This window comes from Micromonospora cathayae (assembly GCF_028993575.1).
Taxonomy (GTDB): Bacteria; Actinomycetota; Actinomycetes; order Mycobacteriales; family Micromonosporaceae; genus Micromonospora; species Micromonospora cathayae.
Window position 1 is genome coordinate 3,654,425 of record NZ_CP118615.1, and the last position, 16,798, is coordinate 3,671,222.

General features: G+C 72.5%; 13 protein-coding genes. 4 read left to right on the top strand and 9 right to left on the bottom strand.

Translation table 11 applies throughout. From position 1 onward, the window contains the following. Window positions 1–55: 55 nt before the first annotated feature. The 5 genes from PVK37_RS16775 to asnB form a co-directional block, all read right to left on the bottom strand. Window positions 56–931, bottom strand: coding sequence for an NAD(P)-dependent oxidoreductase (locus PVK37_RS16775; protein WP_275028339.1), 876 nt, complete (start codon window positions 929–931; stop codon window positions 56–58). Further along, window positions 931–1,668, bottom strand: coding sequence for an SDR family NAD(P)-dependent oxidoreductase (locus tag PVK37_RS16780; RefSeq protein WP_275028340.1), 738 nt, complete (start codon window positions 1,666–1,668; stop codon window positions 931–933). The genes PVK37_RS16775 and PVK37_RS16780 overlap by 1 nt, the downstream gene beginning before the upstream one ends. 74 nt (window positions 1,669–1,742) lie before the next feature. Continuing rightward, the gene (locus PVK37_RS16785; RefSeq protein WP_275028342.1) at window positions 1,743–2,657 is read right to left on the bottom strand and encodes a hypothetical protein; all 915 of its coding nucleotides are present in this window, start codon (window positions 2,655–2,657) and stop codon (window positions 1,743–1,745) included. Between the two features lie 41 nt (window positions 2,658–2,698). Continuing rightward, window positions 2,699–3,703, bottom strand: a complete 1,005-nt coding sequence (locus PVK37_RS16790; protein WP_275028343.1) for a methyltransferase — start codon at window positions 3,701–3,703, stop codon at window positions 2,699–2,701. A 106-nt stretch (window positions 3,704–3,809) separates the two neighbouring features. Beyond that, a complete protein-coding gene (gene asnB / locus PVK37_RS16795; RefSeq protein ID WP_275028344.1) occupies window positions 3,810–5,672 on the bottom strand; it encodes an asparagine synthase (glutamine-hydrolyzing) in 1,863 nt (620 codons plus the stop codon). Window positions 5,673–5,924: 252 nt separating this feature from the next. On the opposite strand from asnB, the gene PVK37_RS16800 reads away from it, so the two are divergent. Continuing rightward, a complete protein-coding gene (locus tag PVK37_RS16800; RefSeq protein ID WP_275028345.1) occupies window positions 5,925–6,392 on the top strand; it encodes a DUF1772 domain-containing protein in 468 nt (155 codons plus the stop codon). After that, window positions 6,389–7,930: an MFS transporter gene (locus tag PVK37_RS16805; RefSeq protein ID WP_275028346.1), complete on the top strand. Its 1,542-nt coding sequence runs from the start codon at window positions 6,389–6,391 to the stop codon at window positions 7,928–7,930. Before PVK37_RS16800 ends, PVK37_RS16805 begins: the two co-directional genes overlap by 4 nt. A gap of 1,005 nt (window positions 7,931–8,935) precedes the next feature. On the opposite strand, the gene PVK37_RS16810 is transcribed toward PVK37_RS16805, so the two are convergent. Genes PVK37_RS16810 through PVK37_RS16825 form a run of 4 tightly spaced genes read right to left on the bottom strand, consistent with a single transcriptional unit; the run spans window position 8,936 to window position 12,327 of the window. Next, entirely contained in the window at window positions 8,936–9,874 is a 939-nt protein-coding gene (locus PVK37_RS16810) for a DUF6410 domain-containing protein (RefSeq protein ID WP_275028347.1), read from the bottom strand. Between the two features lie 43 nt (window positions 9,875–9,917). Continuing rightward, window positions 9,918–11,276 carry an acetyl-CoA carboxylase biotin carboxylase subunit gene (locus tag PVK37_RS16815; RefSeq protein ID WP_275028348.1) on the bottom strand — a complete coding sequence of 453 codons (1,359 nt, stop codon included), beginning with the start codon at window positions 11,274–11,276 and terminating at the stop codon, window positions 9,918–9,920. A gap of 41 nt (window positions 11,277–11,317) precedes the next feature. After that, window positions 11,318–11,809 carry an acetyl-CoA carboxylase biotin carboxyl carrier protein gene (locus PVK37_RS16820; RefSeq protein ID WP_275028349.1) on the bottom strand — a complete coding sequence of 164 codons (492 nt, stop codon included), beginning with the start codon at window positions 11,807–11,809 and terminating at the stop codon, window positions 11,318–11,320. 50 nt (window positions 11,810–11,859) lie between these two features. After that, the gene (locus PVK37_RS16825; protein ID WP_275028350.1) at window positions 11,860–12,327 is read right to left on the bottom strand and encodes a DUF1772 domain-containing protein; all 468 of its coding nucleotides are present in this window, start codon (window positions 12,325–12,327) and stop codon (window positions 11,860–11,862) included. A 379-nt stretch (window positions 12,328–12,706) separates the two neighbouring features. Here PVK37_RS16825 and PVK37_RS16830 point away from each other — a divergent pair, with 379 nt between their 5' ends. Further along, complete coding sequence (locus PVK37_RS16830; protein WP_275028351.1) at window positions 12,707–14,626, top strand: acyltransferase domain-containing protein; 1,920 nt, start codon at window positions 12,707–12,709, stop codon at window positions 14,624–14,626. A 38-nt stretch (window positions 14,627–14,664) separates the two neighbouring features. Continuing rightward, window positions 14,665–16,743, top strand: coding sequence for a multicopper oxidase family protein (locus PVK37_RS16835; protein WP_275028352.1), 2,079 nt, complete (start codon window positions 14,665–14,667; stop codon window positions 16,741–16,743). Window positions 16,744–16,798 lie beyond the last annotated feature (55 nt).

Consider the following 16,798-nt stretch of genomic DNA (forward strand, 5'->3'; position numbering starts at 1 on the left):
CTTAAAGGCCGGATGGAGCAACCACGGGCCCACCCCGGCGGCGGACCGCCCACCCTCAGGCGTCGGTACGGCCGATCAGCTCGTGCACCGCGGCGGCGTCCTGGTCGCCGTAGCCGGCGTCGATCGCCTCGGTGAAGGTGACCGCCGACCGCTCGATCACCGGCATGTCCACACCCACCTTGGCCGCCTCGGCCAGGGCCAGCCGCAGGTCCTTGTTCATCAGCCGGGTCCGGAAGGCCGCCGGCTCGTACTTCCGTTCGCGCATCAGCGCCGCCCGGAACGACATCACCTTGGAGCTGAAGCCGCTGCGCTCCACCGCCATCAGCAGCATGTCCCGGTCCAGACCGGACCGCTCGCCGTAGGCGACCGCCTCGGCCATCGAGGCGACCTGCGCGCCCAGCATGGCGTTGAAGACCAGCTTCATGGTGGCCGCCATCCCGGGCGGACCCAGGTAGACCACCTGCGGACCGAGCAGGGCCAGGATGTCCTGCACCTCGGCCAGGTCGGTCTGCGTACCGGCGGTCAGCACCCGCAGCTCGCCGTTGCGGGCCTGGTGCGGGTTGCCGACCACGCACGCCTCGATCCGCTTCACCCCGGCCCGCGCGGCCCGCTCACCGGCCTCCCGGGCGTAGGTGGGGGAGACGGTGGAGGTGTCGACGATCGGGGTGCCCGGCTTCGCCGCCGGGACCACCGCGCCGAACAGGACCTGCTCCACCGCGTCCTCGTCGGCCAGGCTGACCAGCACCACGTCCGCGTCCCGGACCGCCTCGGCCGGCGAGTCCGCCTGCCGGGCCCCCGCCGCCACCAGACCGGCCGCCTTCGCCGCCGTCCGGTTCCACACGGTCAGCTCGACGCCGCTGTCGAGCAGCCGGTGCGCCATGCCGCCGCCCATGCCGCCCAGTCCGAGGACGGCCACCTTCCGGCCGGCCATCAGATGCCGCCGTCCACGTGCAGGGTCGCCCCGGTCACGTACGCCGCCAGCGGGCTGGCCAGCAGCAGCACCGCGTTGGCGACGTCCTCGGAGGTGCCCAGGCGGCGCAGCGCGGCGTTCGACTTGATCCGCTCGTACATCTCCGGGGGCAGGCCGGCGCCCGGCTCGGTCTCGATGATGCCCGGGGAGACCTCGTTGATCCGGATGCCGCGCGGCCCGACCTCCTTGCACACCGACCGCATCCAGCCGTTGATGGCGGCCTTGCTGGCGGTGTAGTGGGCCTTGCCGGCCAGCCCGCGGGTGCTCACCGACGCGCCGACCGCGACGATCGAGCCGCCTGCGCCGAGCAGCGGCAACGCGGTGTGGGTGACCAGGTGGAAGGCGGTCAGGTTGGTGTCCAGCACCCGCCGCCACTCGGCGAGGTCGACCTGCGCGGCCGGCGCGTGGCTGTCCACCCCGGCGCTGTTGACCACGATGTCCAGCCCGCCCAGCTCGGTCCGGGCGACCTCCACGAACCGGGTCACGTCCGCCTGGTCACGCAGGTCGGCCTGGACCACGTGGTGGTTGCCGTCGGTCGCCTTCAGGTCCCGGGTGAGGCTCTCCGCCGCCTCGTGGTCGGTCCGGTAGCAGGTGACGACCGAGGCGCCCGCCCCGGCCAGGGCGGTGACGATGGCCCGTCCGATCCCCCGGGTGCCGCCGGTGACCAGGGCGCGCTTGCCGGCCAGTTGAAGATCCACGATTCCTCCGGATGTCGGGCGGCGCCGCCGGTGCACCCGACGGCGCCGCGCGTTCGATGGTGCTCAGGGATGGGTCAGACGAGCGTGACCAGGCGGTACATGCCCTCCGTCGCCCGCGCGTGGCCCGTCACCGGGTTCGTCGCGTACGAGTAGAGGAGGTACGCGCCGGCGGGCAGCTCGGTGCGGACGATGGCCTTCTGGCCGCCCGAGATCGGGGCGAGGCCGACCGGCATGGTGGTCACCGGGGACTCGGTCGGCCACTGGCCGTTCTTGATCGCCTCGAAGTACACCGCCACGTCCTCGGCGGTCGCCCCGTCCGCGAGCCGGGACAGCACCGCCTCGTTGTTGTGCCGGGTGGTGTTGACCACCAGGTGTTCCCCGGTGGCCCGCAGCTTCCGGTTGGGCAGCAGGAACGAGGCGGTGCCGTTGCGCTCCCGGTGCAGGACGTAGTCGTCCACGTCCGGGAACCGCGGCGTGCCCAGCCCGGTCACCGTCACCGGCTTCACCTGCGGCACCGCGGTGGCGCTGGTGTAGTCGAAGTTGACCAGGTGGTAGGTGCCCGGCAGCAGGAACTGCGTGAACGACACCCGCGAGTCCGGGGTGACGACCGCGCCGCCCAGGTTCTCGGCACAGGCCTCCAGCTCCCGCTCGGCGGCGGCCCGGTCGGCCGGGTCCCAGGCGGACGTGGCGGCCAGCGCGGTCAGGTACCGGTCGAGCGACACCCCGCTGCGCAGCTTGACCAGCAGCAGCGACCGGCCACCCGGCTCCGGGGTGCTGACCCGGAAGGTGACCGAGCCGCCCCGCAGCTGGCTCGGCGCGGTGAAACTGTCGGGGTGGATGACGATGTCGACCGTGGTCGGGACGGTGGTCGACACGGCGGCCTGGGCCGGCGCGGCCACCGACAGACCGGCCAGGGTGGCACCGGCGGCGGTGCCCAGCAACAGGCGACGACGGGAGATCGTCCGCCCGGAATCGGGTCTTGCGGTCAAGACTGTGCTCCTCACTGGATGGATCGGATGGTCCCGACCGGTCAGGCGGTCTTCCGCCCGATCACGGCCGAGTCGGCGTCGGTCAGCGGCACGACCGAGGTCTCGGTGAAGCCGGCCGAGCGCATCCACCCCTGGCAGTCCGCCCCGGTGTACTCGCCGCCGCCCGGGGTGACGAGCTGCATGTTCAGGCTGAGCAGCAGGTTCGCCGGCTCGCGGCGGTCGTCGTCGATCAGGGCGTCGTACACCAGGACCTGCCCACCGACCGGCAGCGCCTCGTACGCTTTGCGCAGCAGGGCGATCCGCTGCTCGTCGTTCCAGTCGTGCAGCACGTGACCGAAGATCAGCACGTCGGCGCCCGGCAGGCTGTCGTTGAAGAAGTCACCCGGGTGGAAGGTCACCCGGTCGCTCATGCCCAGCCGGTCCATGTGCTCGTCGAAGAAGGGCTGCACCGGCGGCAGGTCGAAGGTGCCGGCCTTCAGGTGCGGGTGCGCCTTGGCGATCACCGCGCTGATGTTGCCGCGCGCCCCACCGATGTCAATGAAGGACGTCACCTCGGTCCAGTCGATCTTCTCGGCGAGCGCCGGGCCGACCGCCGAGTTCGCGCCGTCCATCGCGGACATGAAGTTCCGCACCGACTCCGGCCGGGAGTAGAACTTGTTGAAGTCCCGGTCGGTGTGCGCCTGCATGTCGCCGGTCTTCAGCATCTCGGTCAGCTTGCCCCAGACGCCGTACTGCCAGGCGTGCATCCGCAGGAAGCCGCCCTGGTAGGACGGGTGCTTCGGGTCGAGCTGGTTGGCGGCGGCCGGGCTGATCGTGTAGCGGCCCTCGGCGTCCCGGTCGAGGACCTTCAGCGCGACCAGCGAGTCCAGGAAGTCCCGGGTGGACCGGGGGTGCAGGCTCAGCGCCTCGCGGATCTCCGGCTCGGTCTTGCCGCCCTCGGCGAGCACGCCGAACAGGCCCAGCTCGACGGCGCTGAGGAAGGTCTTGGCCGACCAGTAGCCCGCCGCGAGGTCGAGGATCGACAGGTCAGAGGTCTTGGTTCCCATTACGCAGGCTCCTTCGGAAGGTGTGGTGCGGGCAGGTCGGGTCGTTGCCCGAAACGCTGGCAGCCGGGCCTCGACCGGGGGTCGAAGACGGCTGGGAGGACGGCGGTCAGACGTCGACCCGGACCCGGTACAGGTCGAGCCACATGTTCAGCTGGAAGAGCATCTCCACGTGGGTCCGGGCCACCCAGGCGCGCGGGCCGGAGACCAGGGAGTCCGGGTCGGCGGCGAACGCCTTCGCGGCGGTCAGGTCGACCAGCCCGGCGATCGGCGCGTTGCGGTCGTCGACCAGGGCCAGGAGCTGGTCACAGAGCGCCTTCGCGTACGCCGAGTCCTGGGTCACCGGGTACGGCGACTTCTTGCGGTCCACGATGGACGGCGGCAGCACGTCCTTCACGGCGGCGCGCAGCAGGCTCTTCTCCCGGCCGTCGAAGCTCTTCTGCGCCCACGGCGCGGAGTAGACGTACTGCACCAGCCGGTGGTCGCAGTACGGCAGGCGCAGCGCCAGCCCGACCGACCCGGCGATCGACTCGGAGTGCGGGATCAGCGTCTCCAGCCAGTTGGTGACGTTGAGGTACCACATCTCCCGCATGCGCTTCTCCTGGCCGGTCTCACCCGGCAGCAGCGGCACCCGGCCCATCGCCTCCCGGTACCGGCCGCTGGTGTAGCCGCGCATGTCGAGCCGGTCCAGCAGCCCGGCGTCGATCAGGTCGGTGCCCATGCCGTGCTTGCCGCCACCCCAGTGGGCCATCGCGATCCACGGGAAGGTCTGCGCCTCGATCAGCGGGGGCATCGACATCCACATGGTGCCGCCGAACACCCCGTCGGCGGCGTCGCCGAGCAGCGCGAGGGGGGTGTGCTCCTGCACCGCCCGGCACAGCACGTACAGCGAGGTGTTCATGTTGCCCAGCGGGCTCGGCACGTCCTTGGCCCGCAGCGCGTTCACCGCCACAACCGGGTCGAGCAGGTCGGCGGTGTCCAGCACGATGTCGGTGTGCTCGGCGCCGATCGCGTCGACCAGCTCCTTCACGTACGGCGCGTCCGAGCTGCCCCACACCTCGTCCGGGGTGAACTCCTCGACCGACCCGAACGACACGGTGAAGGTGTGCAGCGGGCCCGCGCCGCGGGCCTTGAGCGCCTGCGCGGCCAGCGCGGTCACCCCGGAGGAGTCCAGGCCGCCGGAGAGCATCATGCCCAGCGGCACGTCCGCGGTGAGCTGCCCGCCCACCGAGTTCTCCAGCAGCTCCCGGACGGTCCGGACGGTGGTGTCCAGGTCGTCGGTGTGCTCCTGGGCGGTCAGCGCCCAGTACTGCTCCTCCCGTTGCCCGGACCGGGTGACCCGGACGACGTGCCCGGCGCGCACCTGGTGCATGCCCTTGAACACGCCGTGCCCGGGGGTGCCGGCGTAGGAGAGGATCTCCCGCAGGCCGTCCAGGTCCACCGCCGCCTCGACCAGCGGGTGGTCCAGGATCGCCTTGCGCTCGGACGCGAACACCACGCCGTGCGGGGTGGGGTGGTAGAACATCGGCTTGTTGCCCAGCCGGTCCCGGACCAGCAGCAGCTCCTCGCGGCGGACGTCCCACACCGCGAACGCGTACCCGCCGTCCAGCTTCTCCGCCAGCCCGGCGCCCCACTGCAGGTACGCGTACCCGACGACCTCGGCGTCGCCCCGGGTGCGGAACCGGTGCCCGTGCGACTCCAGTTCGGCGCGCAGCGCGGGCGCGTTGTAGACGTCCCCGTCGAAGGCGACCACGGCGAGGGTCTGCCCGTCCGCCTCGACCACGAACGGCTGTCCCCGGCCGTCCAGTTCGACCAGGGCGAGCCGGCGGTGACCGATGGCCGCGCGCGGGGACGTCCACACCCCCTCGGCGTCCGGACCCCGGTTGGCCATCGTGGCGCTCATGGCGCGCACGGTCGCCTGCGCGCGGGACAGGTCCCGCTCGTAGTCAACCCAGCCAGCGATACCCGACATGGCTCGTCTCCTCACAGTCGCGTCATTGGGCGTGCAGCGCGGCCCCGGACCGGGGCGATGTCTGACGCCGCCCGGTCGCCTGCTCGCCGTCGATGCTCAGCGGCCCGTCTCGGGTCTCCCTCGGGGCTCGGTCGAAGGCCGCGCACGCCGACCCACGTCGATGCGTGTCGAGTTCGGCTCCACGTCGGCTCGAGGCGACGCCGTGAGCATCGCTGACGGAGCCGGTGCCGGACGCGACGGAGATGCGAGCCGATGAGACAGACAATTGCCCAGGCCCTGGCGGTGGTCGCGGTCGGCGGCAGCGGGATCGTGGCGGGCGTGTTCTTCGCCGTCGCGGTGAGCGTGCTGCCGACGCTGTACACCATGCCCGCCGGGAGCTACATCACCCTGCACCGCAAGCTCGGGCAGGGGTACCACCCGTCGATGCCGCTGATCGTCAACGCGACGATGTTCGCCGACGTCGCGTTGATCTTCCTGGTCGAGGACGCGGCGACCCGGTGGCTGTTCGTCCTCGCCTCGGTGCTGGCGCTGGCCGTGCAGGGGGTGTCCCACCTCGGCAACGTCCCGATCAACAAGCGGGTGCTGCGGGTCGACCCGGACGCCGTACCTGACGACTGGGACGACCCCCGACCACAGTGGCGTCGCCTGCACCAGCTGCGCACCGCGCTGGCCCTGGCGGCCCTGACGGTGACCGCCGCGGGCGTGGTGGTGCTCCCGTGACCGCCACCACCCCGGGCACCACCCCCGACGCGGTGACCCCACCGGCCGCCGCCACCACCCCGGACGCGACGACCCCACCGGCCGCCACCACCGGGACCGCCGCCGGTTCCGCCCCGGCCGCGCCGCCGACGCGGCGGCTCGGCGCGGCGCTCACGGTGGTGCTGCTGGCCACCTTCATGACCGGCTTCGACACCACCGGCGTCAACATGGCCGTACCGTCCATCCAGGACGCGCTGGGCGCGAACTACGGCGCGATGCAGTGGGTCATCGCCGGGTACACCCTGCCGTTCGCGCTGCTGCTGGTGACCGGCGGCCGGATCGGTGACGCCTTCGGCCGGCGACGGGCGTTCCTGCTCGGTCTCGCCGGCTTCACGGCCGCCTCGGTACTGGCCGGGCTGGCCGGCGACGTGGGTTCGCTGGTCGCCGCCCGGGTGGTGCAGGGCATCGCCGCCGCCGTGATGGGCCCCCAGGTGCTCGCCGTCTTCCAGGTGCTGGTGCCGGCCGCCCGCCGCGCCCCGCTGCTGGCCGTGTACGGCCTGGTCATCGGCCTGGCCACGGTCTCCGGCCCGATGCTCGGCGGGGTGCTGATGAGCGCCGACCTGTTCGGCTGGGGCTGGCGCACCATCTTCCTGATCAACCTGCCGATCGGTCTGGTGGCCTTCCTCGGCGCGCTCGCCTGGCTGCCCGAGTCCCGCGACGAGCGGGGCCGCGGCTTCGACCTGGGCGGGGTGTTCCTGGCCGCCGCCGCGCTGCTGCTCCTGCTGCACCCGCTGATGTACGGCCGGGAACTGGGCTGGCCGTGGTGGTCCTGGCTGTGCCTGGCCGCCGCCGGTCCCGCCTTCGTGCTGCTGGTGCGGTACGAACGGGGCAAGGAACGGGCCGGCGAGTCGCCGCTGGTGGCGCTGCACCTGTTCGGGCAGCGCACGTTCACCGCCGGGGTGCTGGCGAACGTCATCGTCGCCGCGCTGATGTCCGGGTTCTTCCTGACCTTCGTGGTGTTCCTGCAGAGCGGCCTCGACTTCACCGCCGAGCGGACCGGTTGGACGGTCGCGCCGTGGGCGGTCGGCACCGCGCTCGCCTCGATGGTGGCGATCCCGCTGGCCCGCACCGCCGGCCGCACCGCCCTGGTCGTCGGCGCGGTGCTGATGACCCTGGGTATGGCCGGGCTGAACGCCATCGTGGTGACCCAGGGCGCCGAGCTGACCTCGCTGCCCATCGTGGTCAGCCTGTTCGTCGTCGGTGTCGGGATGGGCCTGGTCAGCGCGCCGATCCTGAACGTCACCCTGGCCGGCATCCCGCACGTCGACGCCGGCTCCGCCGCCGGTATCTTCTCCACCTGCAAGCAGACCGGCCAGGTGCTCGGGGTGGCGGTCACCGGCGCGGTGTTCTTCGGGCTCCTCGTCGACCAGGACACCGCCAGCCGGGACCGGTTCGTCGACGCGATGAGCTGGACCCTCGGCGTGCAGGTCCTGCTCTGCCTGCTGGTCGTCGCCCTCGTGTTCGTCCTGCCGCGGAAGGTCGACGCCGCCGCCCGCTGAGCCACCGTGCCCGTGGCCGGGGCTTTGCGTCTTGTTGGGGCCTTGCGTCCTTGCCGGGGTTGCGTCCTTGCTGGGGCGTTGCGTGCGTGGCCGGCCCGGCAGTGGCCACGGCTGAGCCACCCGTCCGCCGTCGGGGTGCCCGGTTCCACCGGCACCCCGACGACCGTCCGCACCCACATTCGGCCCGGTCGGACCCTGTCCGGGGACGGGCGAGAACGCCCGCTACCGTACGCGTTTCCGTGCGTGTCGACCCGCGAACCTCACGGTCTGTGACGCCCCGCTCGCGAAGCGATCCGCGTTCCGCTTCCTTCGCTCTGCACCCATCGGCGCACCACCCCCTCTGAGCAGCAATTACTCCTCGGCTCGGTCAGCAGCCACCGACTGCTGTCGCCCACTGTCGGTGCCTGGCGCTCATCTGGTCGCAAAAAAGGAAACGAACGGCAGTACCTCGCCACCATCCTTGGTTGCTCAGAGTGAGCCGTGCTGTGCTGGCCGGTCCGCGACGGTCGTGCTGTGCTGGCCGGTCCGCGGTGGCCGTCCTGGCTGGCCGGTCCGCGGTGGCCGTCCTGGCTGGCCGGTCCGCGGTGGCCGTCCTGGCTGGCCGGCCCGGCGGCAGCGAACGGACCCGCCCGGCCAGCGCCACCCCGACGCGTCGATTCTCGACCTCCCGGACCGCCGCACTCTCCACGTCGAACCCCAACAGCACCCCCGAGCCGCCGGCAGAACACCGCCAGCTCCCGGCCGCCGGCCAGCCCTTACCCCTACACCGCTCGTCCAGCCCTCGGCCCGCCACAGCCTGGTCTCCTCCAACCAACCCTGCCCCGTTGATCATGAAGTTGTTGTTCCCCGCACGGCGTGTCGCGGACAACAACTTCATGGTCAACGGGGCAGGTCCGGGGGTGGGGGCAGGTCCGGGCTGGGAGAGGGTGGGGATGGGGACGGTGAACGGCCGGGCACCCAGGGGAGGGGCCCGGCCGTTCGGGAAAAGGGAGGTAGCGGATCGGGTCAGTGTGAGGGGGCGACCTCCGGGTTGCGGCGGCCGGTGTTGGTGGAGCGGCGGAACGGCAGCCGGACCAGGGTGACCAGGCCGACGATCAGACCGACGAACATGATGATGCCCCACAGCGAGTCGGGCACCTGGCGGGTGCCGAGCATCGGCATGAGCAGCAGCAGGGTCAGCGCGGCCAGGCCGGGCCAACGCTGGTCGAACGGTACCGACCGCCACCGGTCCCGGCCCCGGGCGGCGGCGACGGCGAACCAGACCGCCGGGACCACCAGCAACAGGACCCAGAAGCCCGGCAGCCGGATGCCCTCGCCGAGCAGGTCCTTGGCCGGCGGGATGCTCAGCGTCAGGCCCACCCACCAGTACTCGATCACCACGAAGACGGTCAGCGCGAGCGCGGTGGCCCACATGACGCCCCGCGACCGCTCCCGGCGGAAGCCCTGCTCAAGGATGTCGATGGCGTTGAACGGGCTGAACAGCCGGGACCGCCGCCGCAGCAGCAGCATGGGCAGCGCGGCCACCTCGAGGCCGCCGTACCGCAGCACGCCGCAGAGCAGTACGCCGATCGTGGTGTAGACGGCCAGCGCCTGGTGCATGGGCGCCGAGCCGATGCCCATCGGGTAGAGCATCATCGGCAGCTGGAGCAGTGCCGACGGAATCCACGGGTTGACCCCCTGGAACCGCTCGATCCGGCCGAAGAACCAGATGACCGCGGTGTAGACGGCGGCCACCACCACGAACCAGACCGCCATCATGGCCAGGCCGGACGCGTCGAGGGCCTTGTCGATCCGGTACCAGAGGCTGCCGATCGCGATCAGCGCGTACAGGATGCGGAACCAGCTCGCCACCGTGCCGACGTCGCGGCCGATCACGAAGCGCGGTTCCCCGGGTGTCTCCGCCCGGTCCACCGCGGGGGCGGTGGCGCGTGTGTCATGGGTCATCGTCTGCGTACCTCCATCGGGTGGACCGTCGGTGCCCGCCGGGTCAGGCCGACTCGGTGCGGGCGAGCATCTGCTCGACGAGCAGGACGCTGTACTTGGCGTCGAGGAAGCGCGGGTGGGCGAGCACCTCCTGGAGGAACGGACCGGTGGTGCGTACCCCCGGACCCTCCACCAGGGTCTCGTGCAGCGCCCGGCTCATCCGGGCCACCGCCTGGTCCCGGTCCGGTGCCCACACCACGACCTTCGCCAGCAGCGAGTCGTAGTCGGGGCCGACCGACCAGCCCTGGTAGCCGTGGGTGTCGACCCGGGTGAACGGGCCACCGGGCAGGACCAGGGTGTGCAGCGGCCCGGGGGTGGGCACGAAACCACGGGCCGGGTCCTCGGCGTTGATCCGGCATTCGATGGAGACGCCCCGACGCTGCACGTCGCGCTGGGTGATCCGCAGGGGCTCACCGGCGGCCACCCGGATCTGTTCCCGGACCAGGTCGATCCCGGTGACCATCTCGGTGACCGGGTGCTCCACCTGGATCCGTGAGTTGATCTCCATGAAGTAGAACTCGCCGCCGGAGTCCACCAGGAACTCCAGCGTCCCCGCGCCGACGTACCCGATGGACCGGGCGGCCTGCGCGGACAGCTCGCACATCTGCTCGGTCAGCTCCACCGGCAGGCCCAGCGCCGGGCTCTCCTCCAGCAGCTTCTGGTGGCGGCGCTGCACCGAGCAGTTCCGCTCACCCAGGTGCACCCCGTTGCCGTACGTGTCACAGAGCACCTGCACCTCGATGTGCCGGGCCGCCTCGACGTACCGCTCCAGGTAGACCCGGCCGTCACCGAAGACGGCCTGGGCGTTCGCGCGGGCCTGCTGGTACGCCAGGGTGAAGTCCTCCGGGTTGTCGACCACGGCCATGCCCCGGCCACCGCCCCCGACCACCGGCTTGATGATCAGCGGGAAGCCGACCCGTTCGGCGGCCTCCCGGGCCTCGCCGAGGGTGGCGAGCGCGTCGCTGCCGGGCAGTACCGGCAGCCCGGCGCGGGCCATGATGGCCCGCGCCTCGGCCTTGTCGCCGAGCGGACCCATCAGATCGCCGGGCGGACCGATGAAGGTGATGCCGTTCTTCTCGCACACCTCGGCGAAGTCCGGGTCCTCGGAGAGGAACCCGTAGCCGGGGTGGATGGCGTCCGCGCCGGTGCTCAGGGCCGCCTCGATCACCGCCGGGATGTTGAGGTAGCTGCGCTTCACCGCCGGTGGACCGATGCAGACGGCCTCGTCGGCGAACCGCACCACGGCGGAGTCCGCGTCCACCGTGGAGTACACCGCCACGGTCCGGATGCCCAACTCACGGCAGGTCCGCGCCACCCGGAGCGCGATCTCACCCCGGTTGGCGATCAACACCTTGGCAAACATCGGCCGGCTCTCCTTCGTCTCGTCGTCGGGTCTGCGCGGCGTCACGACTGGTCGACGGGGGCCAGCACGATCAGGCCCTGGTCGTACTCGACGCGCCCGGCGTCGGCGACCAGCACCTCGACCACCCGGCCGGCCTGCGGCGCGGTGACCGCGTTCATCAGCTTCATCGCCTCGACGATCGCCACCTGCTGACCGGCCTCGACCAGGTCACCGACCGAGACGAACGGCGCGGCCCCGGGCTCCGGCGCGGCGTAGAAGGTGCCCACGATCGGCGCGCGGACGTGGATCAGGTCGCTGTCGGTGGCGGCCGGCGGGGCGGCCACGGTGACCTGGGTGACGGCGGCGACCGGTCCGCCGGCGGTGGTGACCGGGACCGGGTCACCGGGACGCCACTCCACCTCCAGGGAGACGTCGCCGGCCCGGACGGCCACCCGGTGCAGTCCGGGCGGTGCGCTGCTCATCAGCGCCTCGGTGGTCGCCGAGAGCAGCTTGAGCGTCCAGTCGACCTGGTCACCGGGGATCGTCTGGGTCATCGTGTCGCCTTTCGCAGGACGGACGGGGGACAGGGACGGCAGCGGGGACGTCAGAGCAGCGGGCCGACCGCGACCGCGCTGATCGCCAGGGCGGCGACGACGAGGACCGTGCGGAGCGAGTTCCAGTTGCCCCAGCGGACCCGTGGGTTGATCTCCTCGAAGTTCTCCGGCAGCCGGTCCGGGTCGAGGGTCTTCAGCCAGCGGTTGATCGGCACGTTCTTGGTCAGCGAGATGACCATCGCGCCGAGCAGCAGTACCGCGGCCAGCCCGAAACCGACCCGGGACACCGGCTGGTCCACCAGGACGGCGAGCAGCACGTCCACCACCAGCGACGTGATCATGCAGATCGGCATGAACGGGTCGAAGCGGGTCACCAGGAACTGGTGGATCGGCACGTACTGGTCGGTCGGCAGCCGGAGCAGCAGCGGCACCCCACCGAGCACGGTGATCATCAGCCCGCCGGCGGCCATCCCGGTCCCCGTCAGGGTGATCGGGACCAGGAGCTGGGTCCAGGTCATCTCGTTCTCCGCTTTCAACCCGAGGGTGGCTCGACCGCAGGAGGTCGATCTGGCTTCCGGCCATCCTCGGGTCGGCATCTCGACGCCAACTCCGGAATCGCTGGAGAACCGGCGGCAGGACGCCGTCCGCCGCAACCGGGCCGGCCGTGCCGGCGGTGGCCGGGCCGACCGCGCCGGCCGCAACCCGGCCGACCGCGCCGGCCGCGGCCCCGGAGCGGGCGCGGGTGCGGTCCGGACCCTTCCAGGTGCCTTCGAACCGTTTTCGAGACCCGCCGGCCAGTGTCGGTCCGGACTTGGACGACATCGGCGCGACCCGCTCGGACAGCCCTGCACGGTCGCCGGCGGTGGTCGGGCCCGCAGCGGGAGGAAGGTGACCGCGATGGCAGCGACTGACGCCGCGATCGTTGGGTGGGCGATCGGACCGGTGGAGCGGGACGAACCGGAGAACACCGGCCGGGCGGCCACCGTCGCGACCGTAGTCGACCGGCTCGGCCCGACGGTACGACGGGGCCGCCGCACCTCGCTCGTGCTGACCGGGGCACACCCCCCGGCCGGCTACGAGGGCGGGGTCACCTCGGCCTGCGTACCGCCGGGCGCCGCCGGGGCGACGGTGTTCGTACCCCGGCTCTGTGCGGCGCTGCACCGCGCGACGACCCTGCTGGCCCGAGCCGGGGCCGACCTCGTCCTGGTCGCGGCCGAGCTGGAGGACGAGCCGGGGCGGTGGCTGGTGGTGGCCCTGCGCCGCCTCGCCGAGTCCTGGTCCCCCGACCAGCCGCCGCTGGTCGTCGTCCGGCCCACCGACGACCTCACCGAGACCGACCGGTCCCGCTCCGGCGTGCTCCGCCCCAGCGACCTGCGTCGCGTGCTCACCGACGGCTGCCACCGCCCGAACCCGGTCGCCGACCGCCGCGCCCCGACCCCGGTCGCGCTGCCGGACAGCTCCCGGCGCGGCACCTCGATCGTCCTGCTGCCGCCGCCCGCGCCGGTACGCCCGCCCGGCGGACCGCTGCTGATCCGCTGGTCCGCCACGGACGAGCGGACCGAGCAGCGCCGCCGGCAGGCGATGGGCCGGCTCGGCCGCTTCGCCACCGACCTGTTCGGCGACGACCGGCGCCGGGCCGAGACCCTGGCCCGGCAGGCTCCCCGGCCGGCCGGGAACCTGGCCCGGCCGGCCCCGTCGCAGGCCACCACCGAGGGGGTACGCGGCGCGGTCGTCGCGGCCACCGCCACCGAGGCCGCCGACGCGCTGGACCGGCACCGGCCGGTCGCGCCGAAGGGCCGCCCGGTGGCGCTCGTCTTCCCCGGCCAGGGCGCCCAGTACCCCCGGATGGGCGCCGGCCTGTACGACCACGACCCGGTCTTCACCACCGCCCTGGACACGTTCTTCGCGCTCTGGGGCGACGGCGGGCCCAGGTTGCGCGACGAGTGGCTCTCCGCCGACCCCGACATCCCGTTCGACGACGGCTCCCGCGCCCAGCCGCTGCTGTTCGGCGTCGGGTACGCGCTCGGCGCGATGGTCCGCTCCTGGGGCGTACGCCCGGTGGCGCTGCTCGGGCACAGCGCCGGGGAGATGGTCGCCGCCACCCTCGCCGGCGCGTTCAGCCTGCCCGCCGCCGTCGCGCTGATGCGGGCCCGGGTCACCGAGGTGCTCCGCACGCCGCCGGGCGGCATGCTCGCCGTCGCGGCCACCGCCGACGAACTCCAGCCGTACCTGAGCCTCGACCCGACCGGGCAGGTCGCGGTGGCCGCTGTCAACGCCCCCCGGCAGACCATGCTCGCCGGCCCGGACGAGGCCCTGCGGGTGGTGCAGGAGAAACTCCGCGAACAGGGGTACGTCTGCCGGCTCGCCAAGGCCCGCCAGGCGTTCCACAGCCCCGCCGTCCTCGACGCGTCGCTGGCCACCCGCCCGGCCGTCGAGGCGGCCCGGCCCGGCCCGCCGGTCGACACCGTCTACTCCGCGTACACCGGCCGCAAGCTCGACGACGCCACCGCCCGCGACCCGATGTTCTGGACCACCCAGATCGCCGACCCGGTGCTGTTCTGGCCGGCGCTGGATGCGCTGTTCGGCACCGGTGACCTGCTCGTGGTGGAGGCCGGCGCGGGTCAGGGGCTGACCAACGTGGCCCGCCAGCACCGTGCGGTGCGGTCGAAGGCCAGCGACGTGGTGGGGCTGCTGCCGGCCGCGCCCGGCACCCCGGAGGCGGACCGCCGGGCCGTGCTGGCCGTCGCGGCGCGGCTCTGGACCGAGGGCCACGACCTGCGGTGGGACGCCCTCGACGGCGTCACCGCCCACCCCTGAGGACTCCTGACGACCGACCGCCCCGGAGGCTGCACGTGTTGTTCGAAAGCTATCTCAACTTCGACATCGAGGCCGCGTTGTTCCTCACCCTGCTGTGGGGGACGACGGCGGTCCTGGTGGCCCGGCGGCCACACCACCGCTCCGACAGGCGGGGCCGCCGCCGCGCCACCTTCCTGCTGGTCCTGGTCGCCATCGGCATGCTGCTGGTCGCCGGCCGGATCACCACCACGCTGCTGATGGGCAGCTTCGGCTACCTGTTCGTCGCCGACCGGGTCGCGGTGGCGCTGCCGCTGGTGATCCTGCCCGCGCTGGCGGTACTGGTGCTGTCGGTGCCCCGCTGGCGGGCCCACCGGCGGGAACCGTCGGCCGCGACCCGGCTGGCGACCTTCGCCCCGCAGGCGGTGGTGCCGTTCCAGGCCACCGCGCTCGGCGCGCTGCTCGGCTTCGTCACCGCCATCCTGGTCACCATGGGACCACCGCAGCTCGTCCCGATCCTCACCGTCTACACCGGGTACCTGACCGTGGTGGTGCTGCTCTGGCTGTGGCAGGCGTACCGGTTCCGGGTGGCGTCGAACGGCGGGCCGGTCCGCCGGTCGCTGCCGGTACGGGCGCTGCGCGCGGTCGCCGTCGCCACCGCGTTCGTGCTGGTCCTGGTGGGTGGTCTGAGCTGGGCGGCCGGCACGACCACGCTGCCCGGCCGGATCAACATGGCCGACCACGCGCACGGCGAGGCGTACTCGGCGGCCGGCCCGCACGGGGCGCACGCCGGACGCTCGGTCAGCGTCGCCGAGCTGACCGGCCCGCGCGCCGAGACCCCGGACCGGAGGTACACCCTGGTCGCCGAGGCGAAGAAGCTGCGGCTGGCCTCCGGCAAGGAGGTCGACGCGTGGCTGTTCAACGGGCAGAGCCCCGGCCCCGAGCTGCGGGTCAAGCGCGGAGAGCTGATCGAGGTCACCGTCGTCAACAAGGTGCCGGACACCAACGTGTCGGTGCACTGGCACGGCGTGGACGTCCCGAACGCCGAGGACGGCGTCGCCGGCGTCACCCAGGACGCGATCAAGCCGGGCGGCACGCACGTCTACCGGTTCCGCCCCGACGAGGTCGGCACCCACTGGTACCACTCCCACCAGCAGTCCTCGATCCAGGTGAAGAAGGGCCTGTTCGGGCCGCTGATCATCGAACCGGAGCAGACCGACCTGGCCCCCGGCACCCAGGACGTCATCGTCGCCGCGCACACCTGGTACGACGACAAGCTGCCGCTGGAGCCGCCCACCCTGTTCGGCACCATCGACCAGCTCGAACGACGGCGGATGGCCCCCGGCACCCCGGTCCGGCTCCGGCTGATCAACACCGACGGGGCGACCCACCGGTACTCGCTCACCGGCACCCCCTTCAAGGTGGTGGCGATCGACGGCAACCCGGTCAACGAACCCACCGACGTCCGGGGCGAACAGCTCGTCATCGGCGGCGGCGGCCGGTACGACGTCGAGTTCACCATGCCGACACAGCCGGTCCGCCTCACCGAGCTGCGCCGGTACGGCAGCGAGCTGCGGGTCGTCGAGGGTGGTCTGCTGCTCAGCGCCGACGGCGCCGGCGACGTCGCACCGGACAAGCCGCAGGACGCCTTCGACCCGACCACGTACGGCTCGCCGGCCCCCACCCCGTTCGGCCGGGACAGCACCTTCACCAAGACCCACTCGCTGGTCTTCGACAACGAGCTGTGGTTCTACGACGGCAAGTTCGGGGTGGTGTGGGCCAGCAACGGCAAGGCCTTCCCCGAGGCCCCGTCGATCACCGTCCGGGAGGGCGACCTGGTGAAGGTACGGTTCGCCAACCGCAGCCACTTCGACCACCCGATGCACCTGCACGGACACCACGTGCTGGTGCTCAGCCGCAACGGCAAACCGGCCACCGGCAGCCCACTGTGGCTGGACACCGTCAACGTCGAGGTGGGCGAGATCTGGGAGGTCGCCTTCAAGGCCGACAACCCGGGCCTGTGGATGGACCACTGCCACAACCTCGACCACGCCGCCGCCGGCATGATGTCGCACGTCATCTACGAGGGCGTGACCACCCCGTACGAGGTCGGCCACGACACCCCCAACGAACTGGAGTGACCCGCCCGCGACGGCCGACCCGCCGTCGGCGCTGACCACGGCCCCCGGCCCTCCC